Here is a 21160-nt window from a genome sequence, read left to right as displayed (position 1 = left end):
AGGAGATCGGCAGATGGTCAACGGCTACCACCTCACCCCCCGTCACACACACCTGCGGGACACGGTCCGCGCGTTCGCCGAGACCGAAGTCCGACCCCACATCCCGGAACTGGAGGCATCCCGGACCGTGGCGCACAACCTGTCCCGGCAGATCGCCCGCCAAGGTTGGCTCGGCGTCACGATCGACCCCGGCCACGGCGGACTCGGACTGGGCCACCTCGCCAAGACCATCATCATCGAGGAACTGTCCCGGGTATCGGCCGCCATGGGCGCCATGATTCAGGCATCCCAACTCGGCGTCGCGAAGATCATCCACTTTGGCAGCGACGAGCAGAAGCAGACCTGGCTACCCCCTATCGCCGCCGGCACCTGCCTGCCCACCATCGCCGTCACCGAACCCGGCTCCGGCAGCCACGTCCTCGGCATGACCACCACCGCTGTCCGCGACGGCGACGACTACTTCATCACCGGCACGAAGACCATGGTCGGCAACAGCCACATCGCCGACCTGCACGGCGTCGTCGCCCGCACCGGACCCGGCAACCGCGGACTATCCGCCTTCCTGGTGGAGGCCGACCGGCCCGGCGTACACCTCACGCCGCACCAGCCAGCCATGGGCCTGCACGGCTTCAGCTTCGGCGAAATTACCTTCAGCGACTGCCGCGTCCCCGCGGCCAACCGGCTCGGCGGCGAAGGAGACGGCCTCGACGTCGCCTACTCCTCCAGCATCCTGTACGGCCGGCCCAATCTGGCCGCCGTCGCCCTCGGCATCCACCAGGCGATCCTCGACACCACGGTCGCCTACGCGGCCGGCCAGCGCCGCTACGGTGAGCCGCTGGCCGACCTGCCGACGGTGATGCAGCAGCTCGGTCACATCCAGTCCCGGCTGATGACCGCCCGGCTGGCCGCCTACCACGCGGTGCACCTGCTCGACAGAGGGCAGCCCTGCGACGCCGAACTCATCAACGCCAAGCTGATCAACGCCGAATACGCGATCGACTCTGCCCGCACCGCGATGGAGATCCACGCCGCACACGGCCTCCACCCGCAGCGATCACCCATCGAGCGCTACCTCCGCGACGCCCTGCACATCTTCGCCCCCGCCGGCACCTCCGACATCCAACGCCTCCGACTGGCCGAACACGCCCTCGACGCCACCAAACAACCCTGGTCCACCCGGTTCAAAGCCGCCTCGCCCAGCCGCCTTGAGAAGAGCGTAGCGCGGTGAAACCCATGTGCCGGCCCGGAACGAGAGGAGCGGGCGTCGCATGCTGACCCCCACCATGGCCAGCGAACAGCCAACAGACACGCTGCCCGTGCTGGCGCAGTACCTCCACGCGCGGCTCGGCCCGCTTCCGCTGAGGCCACCCGTCGCCATCAGCTTCGACGTGGACGACACCCTGGTCGACACCAAGACGAGCCTGGCTCACGGCGTCAGGGTGGGCAGCCAGCTCGCGGCCAGCCTCACCTCGCGGGTCGACCCGGACGAACTCACCGACGCCTACCACGCCGCGTTCGGCGTCTTCTGGGAACATCCCGCCGACACGGGCACCTACAGCCTGTTGAGTCGGCCCGGGGCGCGGTTCCGGTGTTGCCACCGGCCCGTTTCCCCGGGCCGCTCGCCGAGTGAAGTAGGCCGCCGGCGAGGTGCCCGTGGTGTGGGTCCTTTTCCGTCGGCCCCTTCCCGAACCGTGCTGGACGATTTCTCGTCACACGGCTCTCCAGTGGTCAGTTCCGGGTGGGTGCGGTTGTCCTTCCGGCGTGGATGTTCTCGTGGCAGGCCCGGCAGATAACGAGGGTTTTGCGGCGCCGTTTGGCCATGAGGTGCACCCATGCTGGTTTGTCGGGTCGGTCGTGGCGGTTGAGGTCGGCGAGTTTGCGGACATGGTGAACCTCGATGTTCGTCCGGGATTCGCAGATCTCGCAGCAGTCGGCGAGGAGCCGGTGGATCAACTCGTTTCGCTTTGTGCTGGCCATGATCGGTGACAGGTCGGTAAGGACGGCTGTGCGTTGGCGTTTGAGCGGGATCCCGCCGAAGCGGGCGACCAGTGGTTTCCTGCCCCGGTCCCGATCGACGGTGACCTGGAAACAGGTTCGTTTCCGTCATGGGTTTCGATGACCGTCTTGTACTTTCTGGCCATCTTGGTGACGGTGGACTTGTGTTTACCTGCGAGGGTTTTGAGCATCGAGGTCTCCATGACCCAGCGCAGGGTGTCCAGGCGGAACACGTCTTGGGCGAGGAGGTAGTACTGGACCAGCCCCCGGTACTCGGCCTGATACTTCGCGATGATGGTGAAGTCCTGATCGTGAAGTAGCGAACCGCGTTGAGCCGGTTTACCTTCGCGCATATAGTTCACGCACTTCTGCCTGATGACGTCCCTGGGCACGAACAACCCGATCGCGGCGTTGACTGACCGTTGACCGCGACGGTCGAGCTTGTTGTCGGCTCGTTGGGTTCGGATTTCGTAGCCGAGAAACCGCGCCGCCTGGCTGGCGGCGTGGGTGATCAACGTTTTGGACTGGGACAGTTCCAGCTTCATATCCTCGCGCAGGAACGTCGCGATCCGCGACTTGATCTGCTCGGAGGGTCATTCAAAACCCGGGTGCGGCGGTTCTGAAGATCTCCAGGGCGGTGGCGGTGCGTAACACGTCGGGGAAGTCGGTCATGATCCGGTGGTAGCCGGTCTTGAGGATCTTCCAGTTCTTCAGATGACTGATGGCGCGTTCGACGGCGGCGCGGAGCCGGTTGACGCTGTAGTTGTACGCCTTTTGCTGGGCGGTCAGTTCCCCACCGGGTGGTTTCTTGTGCGGGGTGATCGGGCCGGTGCCCTGGTAGCCGCCGTCGCCGATCATGCCTGGTCCGTCGGTGAGGTGGCTGGCCCAGCGTTCGGCGATGCCGGAGATGAAGAACGCCGCCGCGTCGTGGCGGGCGCCGTTGACGGGTTCGCCGACGTCGGCGACGCGGCCATCGAGATTGGCGATGACCTGCACGTTCTGCCCGGACAGGTGTTTCTTGCCGGAGAACAGTCCGTGGTAGGACTCGCGTTCGCCGACCGGGGCGACGAACCCGTCAACCAGCACACCGTCACGGCGGGTCTGCTCCAGGCGCGCTGGTCGACCTCAGGACGGGTGACCCAGCGCAGGATCGGCTGCAGGATCTGGTGATAGCGGGTGATCGTGGCCTGCGAACAGCCGAACACCTCGCCGAGGACCTCGTCGGGCATGTTGTGCCGGAGTCCGAACAGCACCGCGATCACCGCCGTGGCCAGCGGCAACACGTGCGGACGCCCGACCGGCGGCTTCTCCCACTCATCGCCCACGATCTCGCGAACCCGGCCAATCAGGTCAGCGAGCCGGTCGGTCGGGAGTCCTGTCATACTTTCACAGCGCAGCGGCTGACCCTCGATCAACTTCCACACAAAGCTGATCTATCAGATCCCAGCCGCTGCGTCTACTCCGGACAGTCAACCCGGGTCACGGGCACCCTCGAACCTCACTCGACGTGACATCCATGGGTGTCGACCGAGTCGCTCGACGCTCGCTCGGTTCCGGCCGAGCTTCAGCACGCCCGCCGGCCGGCCGTGCCCGTCCCGGACGGCGAACACCGGGCTGGTGCTGGGGCGGAGCTGCTCGACCCGGCCGTCCGGCGAGCGGTAGACCGGCGCGGGCCGGTGATAGTCCGGCTCGACCAGGTAATCGGCGGGGACGGCGGTACGGATGTGGGTGAGCGCGGCGTCAACGGCGCTGGTCATCGGCAGCGGAGTGGGCAGTGCGGCCAGCAGTGTCAGGTCGACCCGGCCGGCGGTGAGGATGCTCCAGCGGCTGTGATCGTCCTGCCCGGCGTAGAACAGGTCAGCGATGCCCGGCCCGGTGGACAGCCACACCGGGTACCAGACACGGCGGGAGTCCGGACCGTCGAGCCTGCGGTGCAGGATCGGACCGAGCTTTCGCCAGACGATGCCGTCGCGGGAGACCGCCGCCGCGATGCTGCGCGAGTCGGCGGCGCCGTAGGCCATGACCAGGGTCCCGTCGGCGGCCTCGACAACGGCTGGGCAGTCGACGCCGTCGGCGTCCGCGCTGCCCGGTTCTCCGCGATCCACGGCCATCCCGCCGTGCTGCCACGCCCGCCCGTCAACGGAGCGGGCGACGTGCAGACCCCGCCCTCGCCTGTCGTGGCCGGCGTACCACATCCACCACTCGTTGCCCCGCCGCAGCACCGATGCCAAGAGCACCCGGTCGTTCCCGCCTGCCGCGGTCAGACCGGCGACCACTGCGGGCGGGGACCACGCGGCACCGTCGGCACTGACCGTGTGATAGATCCCCCAGCGCCCGTCAGCGGTGCCCGCGCTGAACCACAGGTGCAGGTGCTCGCCCTCGCTGGCGAGACTCGCGCCGAGCACCTCATCCACACCCGGCGGCGCCGGTACCCGCACACCGCTGTCGACGGCGCTGGCCGTGAAGGTCGTCAAGGTCATGATCCATAGGCCGGGTCGGCCGTCCCCGCGACCGGGACAACTACCTCCGTTAGGCGCGTCAACGGCGGCCCGGGTGACCACCAGCAGGATGCGACCACGATGGCGAGCCGCGCCCGCCGCGACCGGGCTCCAACCCCCGACGGCAACTGCTCGCCCCCGGCGCCCCACGATGTCCAGGTGCGGCCCTACGGTTCCCTGGGCCGACACCTGCCGGTCAGCTAACCCGCCTGCCGTCCCCAGCAGCGACTGCGCCCAACGTCGAACGCCGAGCGGTTCGACAACCATCCCAGACACCTTCCCCCCCGGGTTCGGCCGAGCCCCTCTCCAGTGCAGTCGCTGGGCCCGCTGTCGGATAGGTCCGACAACGGATCTCGACATCGGGGATGTCGATCTCGACGGGATCTTCAGGTCCGACGGGCCTGAACGGGTCGAGCCCGATCGCCGTAAACCCGCCCTGCGGCCTGGCAGAGCTGCGTAAGGTGAGAGCGACCCCCGGCCGCAACGACGCCGTTGGGGGATCATGCTGCGTCCGCCGATCGAGCCGATGCGCGCTCGGCCGATAACCCACCTGCCGGACCTGAACCGGCCAGACGTCATTGTCGAGCCGAAGTGGGACGGGTGGCGGGCGGTGGCGTTCATCGAGGCAGAGGACGTCTTCCTACAGTCCCGCGCGGGACGCCCGCTCCACCCCTACTTCCCAGACGTGTCCCAGCACCTCGCCTCGACCCTGCCGCCCGGGACCGTCGTCGACGGTGAGCTGGTTGCCTGGGAGACCGGCCGGCAGCGGACCTCATTCGCGCTGCTGCAACGGCGTATCACCGCCGGGCGCCGTCTCGTCGAGGAGATTCGCCGGCATCCCGCGTACCTGGTGATCTTCGACTTCCTGCAGGAGGCAGGGATCGAGGTGGTTCGTTCGCCGCTGTCGGCCCGGCGGGCGCGTCTGGCGCGTCTGCTCGCCGACGGCCCGCCGGAGCTGCCGCTATGCCCGCAGACCACCGACCGAGACCTGGCGTTCACCTGGTACGAGCACGGCGGGGATGTCGGCATCGAGGGGGTGGTGGTCAAGGTCCTGGCGGGAACCTATCGGCTGGGGCGAGCTGATTGGATCAAGATCAAGAAGCAGGTCAGTGCCGAGGCGGTGGCCGGGGGTGTCGTCGGTCGCCTGACCGACCCGATCGCGCTTTTGCTCGGCAGGTTCGACCCGAGTAGCGGGCGGCTGCGCTACGTCGGTCGCACCATCCCGCTGACCTTGGCGCAGCGCCGTGAACTCGGCACCCTGCTCCCCATCCCCGCCTGGCGCGGGCCAGACCAGCGGCATCCGTGGCCGCAGCCATTACCGGCCGCGTGGATCGGGCAGTACCACCGCCCACAACCCCTCGACTACATCCCGGTCGAGCCGGTGATCGTTGTTAAGGTGAGCGCGGACGTCGCCTGGGAACACGGCCGATGGCGGCATCCCCTGCGCCTGCTCCGTATACGCCTGGACCTCGAACCCAAAGACGTCGACCTTTCGCCGGCCCCCTTCACCTAGATTCTCGGCCGAGAGCAGCGCGCAGTCACCGGGGCTCTACAGCCACGAGACAGCCAGCTGGTTGTGGGGAGTAGTGATCAGGAACTGGCCATCGAGGCGCGGCTCGGTGCCGGCGGGTTGGAGCACGAACTCGACAGCGCGGCCCCGGGGGCCGCGATCCCATGCTGCGATCTCGCCCGCGACGCGGTGGGCCAGCTCGTCACCGGCGGGGCCGTGGCCGATGACCCCGATCTCATGGGGACGTCCGGTGCCGCCGCTTTCGGCTGGTTCAGACTCGATGGGGCGGAGGGTGAGGTAGGCCAGGCTGCCCTTGTCGGTGGTCGCCATCGAGCGCCAGGTCCGCGAGGGGAGCTGTACGAGGCCGCTGTCGAGCGCCTCGGCCTGTATCGGCATGGCGCTGATCGCGTTCGGCTGGGTGCAGGCCAGCCACAGCCACAACATCTCGATCGACTCCATGCCGCCGAGCCGTACGCCTGTCCACACCTTGACGGCGGGCTGGCCCAATACGCCGGTGAGCGCGGCGGGGTCGATGGTCTGGTCCCGGTGGATCTCCAAGCGGACCGACCCGCCTGGGGCCAGATCGATCATCCTGCGCGGGTCCGCCATCGCCCCGCGCAGGGGCATGAACCCGCACAGCTCGCTGCGTGTGCTGCGCCAGCGCTGCCCGTCATGTTCGAAGGCAATTGCCCGGGCCGCACTGCCGCGGATCCGGAGCGGCGCGACCAGCCGCCCGTGCGAGGCGAGCTGCGCCAGCCAGGCCGGCGGCATATCCCAGACACCAACGGTGGCGATTACCCGATCGTAGGGCGCTTCGGCGGGGTAGCCGTCCGCTCCGTCGCCGAGCACGACCTGCACGTTCCGGATCCCCGCCGCCGCCAGGCCCGCCCGGGCCTCGGTCACGAGGTCGTCGTCCACGTCGATCGAGACGACCAGGCCGTGCTCGCCGGCGAGCCAGCCCATCAGCCCGGCGTTGTACCCGGTGCCGGCGCCGGCTTCCAGGACTCGGTGGCCGGGCTCGACGCCGAGCATGTCGAGCATCATTGCGACGATCCGGGGCTGCGATGCCGCGCTGATCGCGACTCCCGTGTCGTCATGCTTGGTTCGAACGGTGTCGTCTGCGTAGGCATCGGACAGCGGTACACCGGGGACGAAGGTGTGCCGGGGTACCGAGCGCATTGCCGCCTCGATTCGCCCCGGCCGGAGCGCGTGTTCCGTCAGGAGGTGATCAACCAGGCCGTCCAGGAGGCGCTGGACAGTAACGGCGTCGTTGTCCTCAGTCACGGTCACTCGGCCGAGGCTAGTGCTCGGGGTTGCCTCGGTGCGGGGCCGACACGCGCCGTCCCGCAAGTCGGGGTGAGGGGCGACGCAGCGACTCGCCTCAGTGTGCTGTTGGCCTGCCCACTTAGCGCAGACGGCGCGATGGGATGTCAACGGCTCATGCCGCCCGACCTGCGGCAGCCGCTCGTTCCGTCGCGATGAGCGGCGTCGCCTGACGCCTTCGAGGCCGCCGCACTGGTCGTTCTAGGTCTGCCGGTTTCGACGGAGTGAGTCGCCCGGTACCGGCCGTGAGCGGGTCATCGGCGGCGAGCAATCGTGGCGATATGGTGACGGTATGTCGCTGGGGCAGTCGATTCGCACGTTGAGCGCCTACGGGTACAACCTCGGCGGTCCCCGCGCCTGGAACCTGTATCGGTTCGGCGCCGGTGACGAACTGCGGACTGCCTGGTACGACGAGGCCGACCCAACGCACGACTTCGTGGCGCGCGCCAAGGAGGTCGCCCATGACCGCCTTGGGCTGCCCTCGAACGGCCAAGCCGGCTTGGATCTGCCGGTGGTGTTCGTGGAGACGCTCGATGTGTCCCCGCCGGGCTGGACTCGGGAGGCCAGCGCCCCGCCCACACCCAGCTACAACCTGCCGGCCACGTCGGACCTGCGGTCGCTGGACCGGGTCGCGATCGCTCAGTTCGTCCTCGTTATCGCCGACTCGCTGTTCGACCGCGACGCGGAACACCTTGCCCACCACCAGGGCGACGACTACGGCCTTGACCCTGCGGTCGGCATTGCCGGCGACCCAGGTCTCGACTGGGACCGGGTCCTCGTCGACACGCTGACCACGCTCGGCCTTGAGCCGGTCGGCATGCCGGACTGGCTATGGTTCCGCAGCAGATGGTCGGACGACTGAACCCGGGTACGCCGTTAGGACGTAGCCACCGCGCTCCACGTCGGCGAGTGCTCCGAGCGCCCGATGGGCCACGTCGGCAACCCCAACCCGACTTCGATTCAGGAAGACACTTGCCATGCAGGCCCAACCACCCGCCCGTACGGTCCGCCTCACTGCCTCCCGTTCCGTACGCCGTGTCGGCCGCCACCTGCGCGCCGTCCACGAGGCGACAGCCATACCGGGGCGGCTGGACGCCGACCTCGTCATCGGGGACGAGGACGAGCAGATCGCTGCTGCGCAAGCCGACGTCGACCTCGTCATCCTGGATGGGCATGGTTACCTCGACGAGGTGCGGGTCGGTCGGCTCTCGGTGACGGCCTTGCGTGTTGCGGGCGAGGGTGTGACCGCACCGGGCTTCGTGCTCGGCTGTTGCTGGGGTGCCGCACAGCCATTCGTGGACGCCCTGACTGGCTGTCTGGACGCTCCGACGACGCTCCTCGGCTGCGCCGGGATCGCCAGGTTCGAACACGCCGAACCGCTATTCGTCGCGCTGCTCCGCCAACTCGCCGACTGCGCTCCCGGGCAGATGAACTCTGATCGCATGCGGGAGATCATGACCACGTCGTTGACGACGGTCATCGACGCGCATCCTCGGCGCGACTGGGCACGCTGGCGGGTCATCCCGTTGGTCCCGGTCGGCTGAGCTACTGCGGGCTCCGGCGCTGAGCCGCTCCAGTCCAGGTAGGGCGGGCCGCATCGTCTGGGCGGTTTGGAGCGAGGCCCGTACCGGTCGGCTGACCCGGGGTGCATCGGTTGCTGATTCCGTACGCGCTACGGGTCGGCCGTACTCCCACGGGGAACCGGTGGTCCGGCTGGGAGGTAGCGATTGAATCTGGCTACGGGTACAGCGGTGCGGGCGGCTTCCAACGGCGATCGGCGCGGGCGCGGCGGGTGCGGATGAGGCCACGCAGCAGGAACGGCACCAGGTCCTCGACGAACGGAAGCCCCGCCTCGGCCAACTCGGTTGCGAGTTCGTTGACGTCGCGTTCGTACTCTCGCAGGGCGGCTTGCCGGGCGGACTCCGGGTCGTTCACAAGCGTCTGCCGCGCCTGGAGTCGTAGGTGGTGCCGGTGGGCCACCACCGCGGGCACCGTGGGCGGCCCGAACACGAAGGCGCGCAGCCGGGCCTGGGTCTCCTCGTCGAGGGCGGCCCAGGCCGCAGCTTGGGCACTGTCGACGGGTGGGGTGTCGTCGGCCAGCGTCGATTGGTCGAGTTCGGCTGCGTCCCACAGATCCATCTCCATCTGGCGGGCGAGGAGCCGCTGCATGAGATCGACGAACGCGGTTGGGTCGCGCAACTGCTCTACGCGTGGCAGGAAGTCGTCCGGTAGCTCATCCACGTCAACACTCTACTCGAACATCTGTTCGACCTGGGTTTTGGAGATGCAGAGGGTTGCGGCGCCCCGGGAACCCGGCGTGCCAGGTCCCGTGCCCTGCCTTATCCGGGTCGCGATGTAACCCGTGTTCAAACTCTGGGCCTGCCAGAGGCTAGAACAGGTTGGTGGCGCCCTTGGTTTTGAGTAGCTTCTGGGCTCGTGCGTACAGCTCGTCGCGTACGTAGGCTGGCGGGGGGAAGCCGTCGCCGTGGGGGATGAGGAACTGTTCGGCGGCCTGCTTGCGGGCGCCGGGCGAGCTGGCTTGCTGGTAGGTGGCGTCGGTGAGCAACTGCGGGGTCAGCTCGTCCAGACGGGTGACGAGTTCGGCGTATCGCGACCTGGCCATGTCTTCAGCTTGTTCGCTGGCCACTCGTAGCGCTTCCCAGCCGACGTGGCGGTGGGTGCCCTCGGGGATGGCCATCTGCCCGATCCGCTGCCGATGGCCGATCTTGGCCGCCCGAAACTCTGGGTTGGCTAGGAGTTTCTCCGCCAGCTCACTGGCGAGACGCTTCTGTGTCTCTTCGTCGAGCCGCTCGTCTTGATCGCCGTCGGTGTCATGGGCGTAGAGGTCTTGACGGGGCAGGCGCGCCGAGGCCGCGTTCTTGAGTTCTTCCGCCTCCTCGTGCCATGGAGTGCTGCGCTCCCAGAAGTGAACGATGCCGTTTACTGCGAACGCGAGTCGGACGAGCCCAATTTCTCCTTTACGTCTGGCCAGATCCTCGGGTAGCTCGCCAAGATCTGATTCGACTTCAGGATTGAATGGGTTAGCGTCCAGATACAGCACACCGCCCCCGATCTTGGCTGCCAGGTCAAGGAACGAGGGAAGATCCAGTCGGTCGGGATCGATGCACACTTCAGGGCCGAAGTCGCGCTGTGGTGCGGCGGGCACGAGTGTCATCTGGTTCTTCTTGGCGTATTCAGTGGCGGTGGCCGCGAGCTTGGTGAGACTGGTCATGCGAGCAGCGTAAGAAGCAGGAGGGCTGTTGGCGGTGGTTCGACACGCCACCTACTTCTCACCGATATGGAGCTCCGGCGCGGGGGGCACGGTCGCGACCGTCCATCTCCGGAGCGATTGTTGATCAAAAATCTTCGCCTGGCATAGGCAGGACGGTTGCGTTGTTGATGTGGCTCGGAACGACCCCAGTGAGATCAGTCCCGCTCGGCTTCGCCGGTCGGCGCCTGCTCATCGCCCTGCTGGTCCGGTGCCTCGTCCTGCGCTTGGAGTTGCAGCCGTAGCTTGTCTCGCTCGCTGGTGATGTCGACGAGTTCCCTGGTGACGGCGTTTAGTTGGGCTTTCAGGACGGTAGGGTCGCCGGCCTGTAGGTACTCCGTGAGTCGGGCGGCGGCGTCTGCGGCGGTCAGTAACGCCTGGTGGATCGTCTGGGCGTTCTTGAGCGCTTCGTTGACGGTGCTGTCATTGTCTGGCCTGGTGGCGAGGGTTCGGGGTGCGGCGTACAGGGTGGGGCCGAGGTCTCGTCGCGCTCGGGAGGCTGTTTGGCTGTTGTGGTCTGGGCGGGCGCAGTATGCGGGTGGGCGACCGGGGCCGGTGGCTGGTTCGGGACTGCTATCGCATCCTGGGTATCGGCAGGTCGGTGTGTGCGGCTGGCTGGGGTTGTCGAGTGGGAAAAGGGCGGCTTCGCTGCTCACCGGGAGCCTCCGTATTCCGAGGTTCGTCGTTGGTTGTGCGTTTGCTCGGCTGGTGGTGCAGTCACTGGTGCGGACGAGGGCGTGCGAGGTCAGGGTTTGGTAGCAGTGGGGGCTGTGAGGTCGGCGAGGAGTTCGTCGGCGACCGCCTCTTCGTAGACGGCGACGCGGTATTTGGCCATGGCCCGGGCGAGGTTCGGGTCCCATGGGGTGATGGTCGGAATTTTGGTGAGCGGGCTGGCGTCTTCGGCGCGCGTGATGCCGTTCAGGTAGTCCTGGTGCGTCATGCGCCATGGTGTGGCGGTGTGGCGGTCGGCTGCGGCAATGGTCATCGCGATGCCGGCGTGGTCGAAGTCGCCGTGGTAGCGGAGGGCTGCTCCTGCGGCGGTGACGCGGTTGGCTAGGCGGTGGAATGCGGTGGCGGGTCGGCCTTCGGTGCAGATTAGCGGGGCTGCGTTTCGGCCTAGTTCGGCTGCCGCGCGTCGAAGGACAGCGGGGTTTTCGCATATGTACACCGGGCCGGTGACGACGGGGGTGATGGGCATGGTGATCAGTTGGTAGAGCATTATCCGGAACGGCATGCCGTGGTGGGCGGCGTCGGTTAGCCATTGGCCGAGGCCGTTGCCTTCGCAGGGTAGGTTGAGGACGAGGACGTGGCTGGCGAGGTCGTCAACGACGACGTCTGCCAGGTCCCATAGGGCGCGTCGTTCTTCTGCGGTTCGTGGGCGAGGGACGTCGTGGCGTAGCGCGAGGGCGCGGAGCACGAGGGTGGGCAGGGTGCCCTGGTTGAGGGTTTTGGGATAGCCGGTGGTGTCGTTGGCGAGCGACGGGATGGGGATGGGTGGCGCGTCGGAGGCTCGTCGGGTCAGGGTGTCGAGTACCTGTACGGCCTGATGCAGGATGTGTATCTCGTTGGCCCTGATGAGCTTGGTGAGTGTGCCGTCGCCGGCGATGCCGTCGAGCCATTGTTCGAACCACGGCTGGTCAGCGGTGAAGCTGGCGCGCGCGGTGTCGAGCGCCTCTTGGCGGGCGGCGGCTTCGGTGGCTCGTCCGGCTGGCCTGTTGTCGAGGGAACGTGCGTGGATGCGTTCGAGGACAGTGGTGAGCCCGAGTCCGCACCCGTGACGCATCGCGGCGTCTACTGCGGTGAGGGAGACCGTGAGACGTTTGACGGTGGCGTCGCGGTACTGGCCGGTGATGCCGATGATGGCTTTGCGTTCGTCCTCCCGTGGAGAGGAGACGCTGATCGAGGTGTTGAGGTCGCCGCCGTTTCGTTCAAGGGCTCGTCGAGCGGCGGTGAGGAGTCGTTGGTAGGCACTGCCGCGATAGGGATCAAGCGGGTCCCGTGCTGTCGCCGTTCCGGTCACGAAGTTGCCTCATCCGGGTCGTCGAAGTCGTCCTCGTCATCGAGGCCGAGTGGGTGGGCGGACAGGGTCGGGGCGGGAACATGGCGGGTAGGGGGCATTCCCAGCACGGTGGTGGCCAGCTCGGTGCTGCTGGCGTGGCCGTCGTCGGCGTGCAGCGTGCCGCCGTCCCACAGCAGGAGCATGCAGGACACCGCGTGCGCGATCTCGTCGTGATGGAGGTCGTAGTGTGCGACCGCCGGCACGGTGGGATAGGTCAGCCACAGATCGTGTCCGGTGGCGATGACGTCCAGGTCGAACGCGACGGTGAGTCCCATCAGGTCGGGTTTGTACTTGTCGTCGATCCCGGCGAACGCCTCGTCGAGGGCGATGAGTCGTGGGCAGGTCGGCAGGGCTGACGCGTACTGGGCGTTTGCAGCAGCGAACAGCGGTAGGTGGATGGAGGCCGACTTTTCACCACCGGACAGGACACTGTGCCGACTCTTTGTGAGTTCCTCCTCGGCTCCGCCGGGCCTGATGAGCTTGAGTCGGAAGGTTCGCCATGCGCGGTAGTCGAGAACTTCGGTGAGTAGCTGCTGGTAGCTCTTGCGTCGGTCCCGCTGGGCCCGGTCGCGAGCTCGCGCGGCGTGAATCTCGGTGCGGAAGTGGCCACGCAACGCGGCGAGATCCTCTGGGCCGAGGTGAGCGGCGTCCTTCTTGAGGATCGTGGCCACGGCACGTTGGGCGTCGCTGAGGTTGTTGGCGAGTACCCAACTGATGCCCACGGTGGCGCCGGAGGACATACGACGGCTGGTGGTGGCGGCGTCCATCCTCTGAACGAGGTCGCGAGCGGCGACGGTACGGGAGTGGATCTGGGCGGCGATACCCGTCAGGATGCCGTCTTCGAGTACTGCCCGTTCACGTTCGTTGAGGAGGATTTCCTGCTCGGCGAGGCGAGTGGCGAGGCGTCCGGCGAACACCGCGATGGGGGCGAGGCCGTCCGTGTCGGCCACGCGCACCGTGATGAGGCCCTCGATCTGATCCCATTCGAGTCGATAGTCCTGTTCGCACGCGGTGAGGTGGTCGGAGAGATCGTGAAGGGCCGTGGAGAGGCGCGACGCGCTCTGCTGCAGGAAGGTTGGTGAGGGAATCCGGTCGGTCAGCGTGGTGTCGTAGGTGGCAAGCAGGCTGCGCGCGGGGTCTGGGAGATAGCTGTTGATGTCGACGGTGGGTGCGTCGCTGTCGGCGGTGTCACTGCCGGGGCTACGGGAGACGAGTTCTTCGATACGCTCGCGTACCTGCGCCGCGATGAGCGCCGGGTCGGGCCACTCGTCTTGCACGGGCCAGGTCTGTGTGCTGGCGACGTCGAGCAGGGGACGGAACTCCGCCAGCGTGTACGGGCCGAGGGTGAGAAGTTCACGGCAGGTTTCTTCGACGGCACTGGTCAGCGTTTTTTCTTGCCCGAGAAGGGCCTGGGAGGCAGCCGCTCGTTCCAATCGATGCCTGGTGTGTTCGGTCTTGGCCTTCTCGTGTTCTTGTTCCGCCAGTCGCAGGTCCTTCTCTGTCTGGCTGACCTGGGCGGCGACGGCAGCGGCTTCGGGACCGTGCGCGGCTTCGGCGGCGTCGAGTTCGGCGGTGATCTTGGTGAGTGTCGCTTCCTCTTGCTGCAGCGACAGGTTGAGGGCTTCTCGCTGGCCTTCGTGTCTCGCGAGAACCTCACGCCGGCCCGCCACGTCGCGGGTGGTGTCCGCGGCCCGTCGCCGCGCGTTGTGTAGGGCGGGTCCGGCGGTCAGGAAGTCGTCCAACCCTTGCTCGACGGTCGCGATGAGTTGGGGGTCGGTCGGCATGGCGTGTTCGTCGGCAACCTGGCGGAGGCGTCGATCCGCAGCGGATACCAGCGCGGTTCTTTTGTCGAGAATGGCGCGGGCTCCGGCGACGGCCTGACGAGTACCTGCGATCTTGCCCGAGGCGGTGTCGACGGTGCGGGCGGCTTGCGCGAGTGGACGGGTTGGCGGTAGGGCTTGGCGCGCGGCGACGAGGCTCTTCAGGGCGTCGTTCACCGCACGGTGCTCGTTTGCCAACGTCTGGAGCCGATCGCTTATCCGGGCGATGGTGGCGTCGCATTCGGCGAGTCGAGCGGCGCGGCGGGCGGCGCGCGCGGTGGGACCGATGTACTCGGGGGTGGGCTTGGTGAGTGCGCCCGCTTGGACTCCTTGGACGTAGACGCCGTGTGGTGTGACCGCCGGGGCGGGTGCGGTCGCGAGCGCGGAGTCGGGGTGCTCGGCGACCGCGATCGAGGCGAGAATCGCCTCGATGGTACTGGCGTCGACGTCGATGTCGTCTTCTGCGGACAACATATCGGCCAAGGTGCGGCCGGTGGGGCGGTCTTCGGGCGGAAGGGGCAGGAGGTAGTTGTCGTGTCGCTGGGCGACGAGATCGGCGGCGGGGGTGGCCGTGTCGGGATGGATCCACGCGGTGAGCAGTCCCGCGCTGTGCAGGGCCGCTTCGATACCGGCGGCGGTGGTGTCGTCGACGTGGTCTTGGAAGCGCACCAGTCGCCACAAGGGGCCGCCGGGACGGTCGGCTCGGGACGCTTGCCGTAGCCCGTTGTCAAGGGGAGCCTCGTCGCGTTCGGCGGCGATGTTGTCCCGACGGGCCTGCTCGTCGAGCAGTTCCTTGCGGGTGGCCTGGGACTCCTCGTCGAGTTGATGTGCTCGTAGCCCCAGGTCGTCACGGCGGTCACGGGTGATGGTGTCGAAGGTGGCGGGTAGATCGGCCGCTCCCGGTTCACCGATGCGGTCGATCGCCTGCGCGAGGCTTTGATGGTCGTCGTCAACAACGGTCGGGCCGGTGTCTGAGGGGGATGCCCAGTGTCGGGCCCAGTCAGCGAGCGCCTGGTGGGCTTCCGCCCGGAGGCGGGAGAGGCTGTCCTGGGCGGACGCGAGTTCTGACTCCGCGATCTGCTGCTGGGCCTCGGCGGCGGAGAGGCTCTCGCTGGCGTGATTTCGGGCTTGCTTCGCCTCGGCCACCTTGAGTAGTTCGGCGCGAACGGCGCGGATGTCAGCGGCACGGGTAGCGGCACGGGACTTGGTGAGAGTGACGATGTCGCCGTCGAGGGTGAGTGGGTCTCCGTCCCAGACGATGCCGGCGCGTTGCACCGCGTCGAGAAGCTGACGCGCGACGGCTCCCGCCTCCTGCGAATGCCTGTCCAGCCGGTTCAGGGACTCCGTGAGTTCGCTGTTGATCTGTGTGGTCTGCTGGTCATGGCGGTGCAGGGCTTCGCGGGCGCGGCCGACGTGGCGGGTCGTATCACTTACCCGTTCACGCAGGTGGAGCAGGCCACCGTGCTGATGGTAGGCGTCGAGGTTCTTCAGGCCGGTGAGGTGGCCTGTTAGGCGGCTACATTCCAGTCCGGCCTTGGTGATCTGTTGCTCGGCCTGCGAAATTCGCCGGTCGAGGTCGTGAACGGTCCGGGCGTCCCGGGCGAGTTCACGGGCAGTGCCGGCGACGGTATCGGCGCGTTGACTGATGGCGTGTAGCCGTGCCCGAGTGTGCGCCTGCAGGTAGGTGCGGTAATCGGTGAGGAAGCCTTGTACGGCGAGGTCGACGGCGGCGAGGGTGTCCAGCTCGCGCTGTACGCCCTCGAGGTCGTCGAAGGACTGGGCCGCCTGTTTGATCAGATTCTCGTCGAGTGGCCGTAGCCCTGCGGAGAGTGTGTCGGAAACCTTTGCGGGGTCGAGGTCTTTGGCGAGCAACGGCCGTCGCAGCTGGAGTAGTAGGTCCACCATCTGGGTGTAGCGTTCGAGACCGAGCCCGAACAGCCGGGTGTCGACGGCGGACCGATAGCGTTTGGCTCCCTTGATGACTGCTTCCTCGCCGAGCATGGCAGTGAGCTGCTTCTTGCTCACTGGCTCGTCGTTGCGGGTGAGGAGGCCGAAGTCAACGCCGACACGCCCGTCCGTGACGAAGTACCACCGTGTCACGTCGGTCTCATGCTTGCGTGCCAGCATGCCGACACCGACGGTGACCGCTTCCAGGACATTGCCGTCTTCGTCTGTGCGCGTGAATTCGATCCAGACGTAGCCGTAGCTGGCGTCCTGCCCACGGTAGAGCAGGTTGGACTTCATGGTGCGCTCCTCGCCGGAGAACGGGTCGAGGCGGCGGGCGTCGATGGAGCCGTCGAGGACGAACGGGAAGAGCACTTCCAAGGCTTTCGTCTTGCCGGAGCCGTTCGCTCCGCGCAGCACGAGTCGGCCGTCGGCGAAGACGAACTCCTCGTCGACGTAGTCCCAGAGGTTGATGATTCCTGCTCGGGTAGGACGGAATCGGTCGCTGCGGGCGTGCGTTGGAGGGGCGACAGGGTCACCGCTGGTCATGTTTGTCCTTTCGCTGTACTGAAGTATTCGCCGGGGTGTCGCCGACAGGTATGAAGCCGCTGGCCTTTTGCTGGCTACGTCTGCGTCGCGATGTGAAGCTGCAGTTGGTCATTGGCTGGCGCGACCACCGGAATGATGGTGCGGTAGCGGCCGGCTGCCGGGAGTACCAAGACGCCGTTGGTGGCCGGCGCGAGGAGGTTCATCTCGATCAGGAATCGGATCGCGTTCCGGAGTAGGCCGTTGGGGTCGGCGGCCCAGGTGTCGGTGAAGGATTTCATCGGAAACCGGGCGTATAGGCCGTGCATCATGTCGGTGAGGCGGGCGTCGCTGATGAAAGGCCATTCACCCTGCGCCCTGGCCGCGGTTGTGCCGGAGACCTCGGTCGCATCGACGACAGCCGTGCTGGTGTGGTCTGTTGTGGGCATAGCGACGTCGAGGCGTGTCAGCAGCCCGAGCTGCTCCTCGGCGTCCGCGGCGAGGGCCCACCGTGAGATAGGGGCCTCGGGATCGCTGAGGGCGTCCGCGATTGTTCCCAGCAGCAGGGCGGCGGCGCGTGCGACCGCGTTCGACCTCGGAAAGGTCTCGTCACTGAAGCCGCCTGTGCTGTCGATCAGGGCAATGCCCTCGGCGCGGCGTTCGACGAGCCCTCCCGTGAGTCGTCCGAGCTCCTCAGCGAGCTGCGGATGACGCAGCGCGGCACCCGTGTGTTCGTCGACCTGGTCGAAGTAGGTGACGGGGTATTCGATGACGTGTCGTCGGGCTCGCTGACCGGCGAGGCGTGAGGCATCGCGTTCCCCCTTGACGTCAGAGGCCAGCAGCGCGGCGGCGGTAGGCAGCTCTTGCAGGGAACGCGACGGGCGAAACACGGCGGCGCAGATGTCGTGGTCCACGTCGTAGAGCGCGTCGCCGTTGTCATGGTCACGCAGCCACGCGCTCGCTGAGCCGTCGGAGCAGCGCAGGGCGCCGAGCCGTTCCAGGAACATGAGTACGTCCGCGAGGGCGTTCTTGTGCGGGGTGATGGTCGGCTCGAAGCCGAGTCCGTCGATGGCGTTGGCTTGCGGTACGAGGAGCCGGGCGATGACGCTGAGTGAAACCTCGGTGTAGGAGCGACGGAGACCCGCCAAGACGAGGCAGAGGTAGGCGTAGCGCCGGCGATCGAAGGGCCGGTTATTGTGGCGGAACTGGGCGACTGCGTCGAGCCGGTCGAACTGGCGAATCAGTCGGGCGTGGGACGTCCTGACGTCCAGCCGGTAGTCGAACAGGTATCGGAGATCACGCGCCAGGGGATCCTCCCAGCGGTGAATCAACTCCAGTGCCCCGGTCGTCGGGTAGATGTCGGTGACGAGCGGAAACCGCAAGACGAGCCGTGCGGCTCGTTGATAGGCGGGCAGATCTGTGGGGGATACCCCTTCAGCGACGTGATGAGACTTCACCGACACTCCCCTCAAGCCGATCACGACGATCCGCCGGCACTACGGCTTCAACGGCGACGGCGACCCCGGGCAGATGCAGACGGCCGTACTCGGTACGGACTACGCAGCCTTCGGCGCTTGGCGTCAGCGTGATTCGCAACGAGGCCGTCCCGGCGTGCGCCACGAGCAGCCGCCCCGACACGACCGTGCGGGTCTCCAACGCCAGGGTCAGGAGACGAAGAAGGACGGCCACCTCATCCTGGCCAAGTACTCGGCCGGTGGCACCGCTATCGGCAAGAGCGGCCTCCGCCGCCGCGGCACGTGCCCGCGCCGCAGCCTGCCGCCTGTGCAGCATCGCCTTGGCGCCCTCGCCTCGCCGTAGGGGTGCCGGGCGGCCGGGGCTGGGACGGCGCCCGTGCTCCAGCATGCTCACGTTCACCGGCACGCCCGGCGCCTCCCACCAGGGCAACCTGGTCGATATCAGCTCTGGGTCGTCGTGACGGCCGCCGAGGTGGCGCACCGACCGCCAGTTGAACCCGGCGGCGACGATGGCGTGGGCAGCACCGTCATCCGGCGCCGCCATGACCCATCGGGCAAGGTGGCGCAGCTGTGCCTGCCGGCTCACCCCGCCACGGCGTCCCTCCAGAACCTGTCGCAGTAGCCCCACGACGCCGCCAATCGCGGACACGGTGGCGGCTTGAAGCTGATCGGCATCGCTCGGTTGGACAGGGCTGGCGCGGAACCAGTCACGCAGGCCCTGCCATCGCCGCCGCCAGTCGTCGTGGCGAGCCTGCGGTGATGCCAGGACCCGCTCGTCCGCCTCGGCCGCCCGCGCGAGCATCACCTCTACGCCGCTCTCCTCCACCCGGTGGACCGTCTCAGCCAGCCTCGGCGCGTACCGCGCCAGGTCGGAGGCGAAATCAGCCATATGAGCCAGCAGCGCGTCCTTGTACCGGAGAAACGTCTCCGGAGATGAGTCGGTGCCGCGGGCGAGGTCATCAAGCATCAGGTAGAACCTGGCGGCTCGCCGGGTCATATCCGCCACGACGGAGTCAAGCCGTGACAGCTTGCGGTACACCTCTTCCCCGTCCCCGGCGAGGTTCGCCTCAATAAGAGCGCGGAAATCGGCAAGGACATCAGCGAACACCAACCGAGACAGGCTGACCTCGTCCAGCCGGGTAGATAACACGTCCTCTACGGCCGTGTACGCGCGGTATCCCAACTCGGTGAACTGATAGGTCGTATGCCGCCGTCGGTAGAGCGCGAGGCTTCCGGCACGCGATGCATCGTCGCTCGGCGCCAGAACGTGATCGTCCACCAATTCGTCGAGCATGTACCGCAAATTGAGATTGCCCGGCATCTCTCGATGGGTCGCCGCGAGTTCCGCAAGGGCATCCGCGACATCGTCAACGTGCAGGCGAGGACGATGAGATGCCCGACGCAGTTCCACCGCACGTAACACCCACAGGTATCCCTCGTCCCGGCGAGTGAAGTTGAACAATTTGAGACGATCGGCAAGCGCGAAGGCATCGAGCGCCAAGCTGCCACCCGCCGCCCTATCGGCTGCGCCCAGAGACACGGCACCTCACCCGGGATGAGGGCAACTTGGGGAAACCAGAGCCTCGGATACAGCGGCCCGGATGCAGGCGCTGCGGCCCTGTTGAGACTGCCACTCCGGCGATGACGCCTTCAATATGGTGCCGATCGATGGTCGGCCGGGTGGATTTTCACAGGTCAGCATGAGCGCAGATGGTAGGCAGCCTGAATGACACTTTGAGGCCCTCTTGGATCAGGCTGTGGTGATCAACACCCGGCTCGTGCTGATGCTCGCACTTCGTCGGCACGTCCGATATAGGGGTAGACAGACGAGCCGTCAAAGGCCCAGGGAGAGCGTTTCCAGCCCAAAATACGCAACGGATAAAAAGGGCAGCGAAGTCGTGCGTGCGGCGGACAGGGACAAATGTCGCCCGAAGCTCCACGGGTACACGGCTTTGGACGTCGGCGGCGCGGCACGCTATCCGACCGGGCGCGACGACAAGCCTGCGCTCAACCCACACTCGCCCTGCAGTCGTCACACGCCAGTTGACGCCGCCGCGGGCGTCGAGCCCAACACCGGTTGACCGAGGCGTCCTGGGCGAACGTGAGGGAACAGAGCTTTGCCACGCGGCCGGTCCAGCTCGCATGGTTGCTGATGCTGTCGGACCCAGAACCGTACGTGTCGCGATCGCCGGTGCCTGGATCTGGTTAGACTCGCGGCTCGAACATTTGTGCCAACTTGCGAAGGGTGCTTGTGTCCAGCCAGCCTGTGAATCTTGGATGGATCTACCGGCCCGACTGCGGTGATAGTGGTCGAGACCCGGTTGATGAGCACGCCGGCAAGCTCGTCCGAGCGGTGGGTAAGAAAGCCGACGACGGCGGTCGGGTCGAGGTCGTGCTGGCCGATGGCGTACGGATACAGGCATATCGTCACGAGGTCGTACCCGGGTAGCCGGTTGAGTGCGCCTGGGGGGTGTCCCTATGGGTTTGGTCAAGCCTCGGAAGGGGCTGAGGTTAACCGGTGGGTGAGGTCGTTGAGGCAGGCGGTGAGATCGGCGGCGGTGGACATTTCGTANTGGATACTGATGACGGTGCCTGTGGAGATCTGGGCGAGGTCAAGCTCGGCTTCGCCGCTGGTCCAGACGGTCAGCTGGGCCTCGCGGTCTGTGGTGGTGCAGACGATCCAGGCCGCTGACTTGTCGCGGGTGGGTCCGCGATGCAGTTTCCATCGCACGCCTGTCCTGTT

General features: G+C 67.1%; 18 protein-coding genes. 5 read left to right on the top strand and 13 right to left on the bottom strand.

The window, feature by feature from the left end:
• Window positions 1-13 precede the first annotated feature (13 nt).
• Window positions 14-1228: an acyl-CoA dehydrogenase family protein gene (locus B118_RS0121275; protein WP_028193386.1), complete on the top strand. Its 1215-nt coding sequence runs from the start codon at window positions 14-16 to the stop codon at window positions 1226-1228.
• 500 nt (window positions 1229-1728) lie between these two features.
• On the opposite strand, the gene B118_RS32525 is transcribed toward B118_RS0121275, so the two are convergent.
• From B118_RS32525 to B118_RS0121255, 4 genes are all read right to left on the bottom strand, one after another.
• The gene (locus B118_RS32525; protein ID WP_202902353.1) at window positions 1729-1977 is read right to left on the bottom strand and encodes an HNH endonuclease; all 249 of its coding nucleotides are present in this window, start codon (window positions 1975-1977) and stop codon (window positions 1729-1731) included.
• Complete coding sequence (locus tag B118_RS28825; protein ID WP_028188998.1) at window positions 1950-2540, bottom strand: group II intron reverse transcriptase/maturase; 591 nt, start codon at window positions 2538-2540, stop codon at window positions 1950-1952. Before B118_RS28825 ends, B118_RS32525 begins: the two co-directional genes overlap by 28 nt.
• Before the next feature lie 52 nt (window positions 2541-2592).
• On the bottom strand, window positions 2593-3081 hold the full coding sequence (locus B118_RS33140; RefSeq protein ID WP_238324072.1) for a transposase family protein: 489 nt from the start codon (window positions 3079-3081) through the stop codon (window positions 2593-2595).
• A 383-nt stretch (window positions 3082-3464) separates the two neighbouring features.
• A complete protein-coding gene (locus B118_RS0121255; RefSeq protein WP_028193385.1) occupies window positions 3465-4475 on the bottom strand; it encodes a glycoside hydrolase family protein in 1011 nt (336 codons plus the stop codon).
• 520 nt (window positions 4476-4995) lie between these two features.
• Between B118_RS0121255 and B118_RS0121250 the strand changes: the two genes are divergently transcribed.
• Window positions 4996-6006, top strand: a complete 1011-nt coding sequence (locus B118_RS0121250; RefSeq protein ID WP_238324071.1) for an ATP-dependent DNA ligase — start codon at window positions 4996-4998, stop codon at window positions 6004-6006.
• Between the two features lie 36 nt (window positions 6007-6042).
• Here B118_RS0121250 and fxlM read toward each other — a convergent pair whose 3' ends face one another.
• Entirely contained in the window at window positions 6043-7293 is a 1251-nt protein-coding gene (fxlM, locus tag B118_RS28815) for a methyltransferase, FxLD system (protein WP_043541735.1), read from the bottom strand.
• A gap of 325 nt (window positions 7294-7618) precedes the next feature.
• Here fxlM and B118_RS0121240 point away from each other — a divergent pair, with 325 nt between their 5' ends.
• Both B118_RS0121240 and B118_RS29620 read left to right on the top strand, forming a co-directional pair.
• Window positions 7619-8188: a hypothetical protein gene (locus B118_RS0121240; RefSeq protein ID WP_028189002.1), complete on the top strand. Its 570-nt coding sequence runs from the start codon at window positions 7619-7621 to the stop codon at window positions 8186-8188.
• A 115-nt stretch (window positions 8189-8303) separates the two neighbouring features.
• A complete protein-coding gene (locus B118_RS29620; protein WP_050592283.1) occupies window positions 8304-8870 on the top strand; it encodes a hypothetical protein in 567 nt (188 codons plus the stop codon).
• A 193-nt stretch (window positions 8871-9063) separates the two neighbouring features.
• Here the strand turns inward: B118_RS29620 and B118_RS0121230 are convergent, their stop codons facing one another.
• From B118_RS0121230 to B118_RS28805, 7 genes are all read right to left on the bottom strand, one after another.
• Complete coding sequence (locus B118_RS0121230) at window positions 9064-9567, bottom strand: hypothetical protein (protein WP_028189003.1); 504 nt, start codon at window positions 9565-9567, stop codon at window positions 9064-9066.
• A gap of 148 nt (window positions 9568-9715) precedes the next feature.
• Window positions 9716-10558: a hypothetical protein gene (locus B118_RS0121225; RefSeq protein WP_028189004.1), complete on the bottom strand. Its 843-nt coding sequence runs from the start codon at window positions 10556-10558 to the stop codon at window positions 9716-9718.
• A gap of 194 nt (window positions 10559-10752) precedes the next feature.
• Entirely contained in the window at window positions 10753-11250 is a 498-nt protein-coding gene (locus B118_RS0121220; protein WP_028189005.1) for a hypothetical protein, read from the bottom strand.
• 89 nt (window positions 11251-11339) lie between these two features.
• The gene (locus B118_RS0121215; protein WP_028189006.1) at window positions 11340-12614 is read right to left on the bottom strand and encodes a TIGR02679 family protein; all 1275 of its coding nucleotides are present in this window, start codon (window positions 12612-12614) and stop codon (window positions 11340-11342) included.
• Window positions 12611-16966: a TIGR02680 family protein gene (locus tag B118_RS0121210; RefSeq protein WP_028193383.1), complete on the bottom strand. Its 4356-nt coding sequence runs from the start codon at window positions 16964-16966 to the stop codon at window positions 12611-12613. Before B118_RS0121210 ends, B118_RS0121215 begins: the two co-directional genes overlap by 4 nt.
• 74 nt (window positions 16967-17040) lie before the next feature.
• On the bottom strand, window positions 17041-18399 hold the full coding sequence (locus B118_RS0121205; RefSeq protein ID WP_028193382.1) for a DUF2398 family protein: 1359 nt from the start codon (window positions 18397-18399) through the stop codon (window positions 17041-17043).
• Window positions 18377-19879, bottom strand: coding sequence for a TIGR02677 family protein (locus B118_RS28805; RefSeq protein WP_238324070.1), 1503 nt, complete (start codon window positions 19877-19879; stop codon window positions 18377-18379). The genes B118_RS0121205 and B118_RS28805 overlap by 23 nt, the downstream gene beginning before the upstream one ends.
• 783 nt (window positions 19880-20662) lie before the next feature.
• On the opposite strand from B118_RS28805, the gene B118_RS33725 reads away from it, so the two are divergent.
• The gene (locus B118_RS33725; protein WP_028193381.1) at window positions 20663-20866 is read left to right on the top strand and encodes a hypothetical protein; all 204 of its coding nucleotides are present in this window, start codon (window positions 20663-20665) and stop codon (window positions 20864-20866) included.
• Window positions 20867-20905: 39 nt separating this feature from the next.
• Here the strand turns inward: B118_RS33725 and B118_RS0121190 are convergent.
• A partial coding sequence (locus B118_RS0121190) for a hypothetical protein (protein WP_028193380.1) occupies window positions 20906-21160 on the bottom strand: 255 nt, incomplete at its 5' end.

Origin of the sequence: Salinispora pacifica CNR114, assembly GCF_000514775.1 — a bacterium.
Taxonomy (GTDB): Bacteria; Actinomycetota; Actinomycetes; order Mycobacteriales; family Micromonosporaceae; genus Micromonospora; species Micromonospora pacifica.
The sequence above is the reverse complement of the archived record's forward strand: the minus strand, read 5'-3'. Positions and strand labels throughout refer to the sequence as shown.

Bases quoted from the DNA above. Each gene is read 5' to 3' on its own strand.
- B118_RS0121250 (WP_238324071.1), top strand. From the start codon at position 4,996: ATGCTGCGTCCGCCGATCGAGCCGATGCGCGCTCGGCCGATAACCCAC.
- B118_RS0121275 (WP_028193386.1), top strand. From the start codon at position 14: ATGGTCAACGGCTACCACCTCACCCCCCGTCACACACACCTGCGGGAC.
- B118_RS0121225 (WP_028189004.1), bottom strand. From the start codon at position 10,558: ATGACCAGTCTCACCAAGCTCGCGGCCACCGCCACTGAATACGCCAAG.
- B118_RS0121210 (WP_028193383.1), bottom strand. From the start codon at position 16,966: ATGACCAGCGGTGACCCTGTCGCCCCTCCAACGCACGCCCGCAGCGAC.
- B118_RS32525 (WP_202902353.1), bottom strand. From the start codon at position 1,977: ATGGCCAGCACAAAGCGAAACGAGTTGATCCACCGGCTCCTCGCCGAC.
- B118_RS29620 (WP_050592283.1), top strand. From the start codon at position 8,304: ATGCAGGCCCAACCACCCGCCCGTACGGTCCGCCTCACTGCCTCCCGT.
- B118_RS28825 (WP_028188998.1), bottom strand. From the start codon at position 2,540: ATGAAGCTGGAACTGTCCCAGTCCAAAACGTTGATCACCCACGCCGCC.
- B118_RS0121240 (WP_028189002.1), top strand. From the start codon at position 7,619: ATGTCGCTGGGGCAGTCGATTCGCACGTTGAGCGCCTACGGGTACAAC.
- B118_RS0121255 (WP_028193385.1), bottom strand. From the start codon at position 4,475: ATGACCTTGACGACCTTCACGGCCAGCGCCGTCGACAGCGGTGTGCGG.